The organism is Massilia sp. DJPM01 (assembly GCF_030348125.1).
Lineage (GTDB): Bacteria > Pseudomonadota > Gammaproteobacteria > Burkholderiales > Burkholderiaceae_D > Telluria_A > Telluria_A frigida.
In genome coordinates, this window is sequence record NZ_JAQOZV010000174.1 from 1 (window position 1) to 1,366 (window position 1,366).

At 53.7% G+C, this 1,366-nt stretch carries 2 protein-coding genes and 1 pseudogene; 2 read left to right on the top strand and 1 reads right to left on the bottom strand.

Annotated features, from left to right (window positions below; translation table 11 throughout):
- Positions 1 to 546, top strand: a 546-nt coding sequence (locus PO883_RS34450; RefSeq protein ID WP_289313802.1) for an RHS repeat-associated core domain-containing protein, incomplete at its 5' end; no start/stop codon positions are given.
- On the top strand, positions 537 to 938 hold the full coding sequence (locus PO883_RS34455; RefSeq protein ID WP_289313803.1) for an ankyrin repeat domain-containing protein: 402 nt from the start codon (positions 537 to 539) through the stop codon (positions 936 to 938). The genes PO883_RS34450 and PO883_RS34455, both read left to right, overlap by 10 nt.
- A gap of 154 nt (positions 939 to 1,092) precedes the next feature.
- Here PO883_RS34455 and PO883_RS34460 read toward each other — a convergent pair.
- Positions 1,093 to 1,366 (bottom strand): annotated as a pseudogene (locus tag PO883_RS34460) (hypothetical protein); the annotation flags it as partial.

Consider the following 1,366-nt stretch of genomic DNA (forward strand, 5'->3'; position numbering starts at 1 on the left):
CATAGGGATTACGATCCGCAAATGGGGCGGTATGTGCAGAGCGATCCGATCGGGCTCGAAGGTGGGATTAATACGTATGGCTATGGATTGGGAAATCCAATTTCCAATTCAGATCCCGAGGGACTATTCGTCCCGCTGGCCGTTGGCGCTGCCTATGGCGCAAGAGTCGCTTATACGGGTTATCAGGCATATCGTGCTTACAGAGCCGCGAGTGCGCTTGCAGCCGCTACAGCTGTTGCTTACGGGGCGCATAAAGCGACTAAGGATCTACACGGGCTTTCTGAGGCCGATGATGCGCAAAAGGACGTGGACAATAAAAATTACCATAATACGTGCGATAAGGAGCCGCCGCCAAATTTGACGCCCTGCGAGGCTGCTCGTTGGCAGTACCGCCAAGGCATGAGTTGCCAGGCGAAACGTGAAGATTGGGAGAAACGTTGGGGGCATCCCAATAGTAAAGCGCCACATGAGCGAGCTCTGGCGAACGTAAAGAGCCGGCTGGCTAATGCTGCTGCCAACATCGCTAGGTACTGCACATGTCCATAAATATGAAATTAATTGAAGAAGTTTATCGCCGTTGTGCAAAGACTGGGGCTTGGTACGGCGTTGAGATAAGCCGCTTCGATCAACGCAATTTTATGGAAGACACAGTTCTCCATACAGTCTGCAGTTGGGGTGATCTAGCCGCTGTAAAAATACTTGTCACTGCGGGCGCAGACGTAAATGCGAAGGGTGATCAAGGTGCTACACCATTATTCAATGCAGTGATTGGAGGAAATCCAGAGGTAATCTTATTTCTATTGAAATCTGGTGCAGACCCACAAATTGTTAACGGCTACAAGCGTCAAGTCTTGGAATATGCAAAAAATATATCAGCATCTTCTACTATTGTGGAGTTGCTTGAAAAAGCGACAAAGGGTAAAAAGGCTAGGGGGTGACGTGGTCGCTTACAAACGGACACGGGCTGATGCGTAGCTGGATCGACCGTTCCCAAGTTCTTCTTTATTAACAAAAAAGCCGTACCCAACCCGCTGCTTGCAAGAGCGCGGGTTCCGGTACGGCTTTTAATTTTTAGCGGCTAAAGAAAGTGGCCTATCGTCCTGCCGCGCGCACTGGCCGCTTGCCACCGGCCGCCGGCGCCTTGACCTCGGCCGCCGCCGCCCGCGACGCATCCCAGCGCCTTGCCTCGTGCTTCAGAATCATCCCCTCCAGCAGCTCGCGCACGGTCTGCTTCTCGTCTTCCGTGAACTGGCTCACCGCCTCGAACTGCAGCGCCAGGTCCTCGCCGGGTCCGCGCTCATTCTCCCCGAACACCAGGTCGTCGAGCCGCACATGCAGCACCTTGGCCAGCCGGATCAGGGCGTCG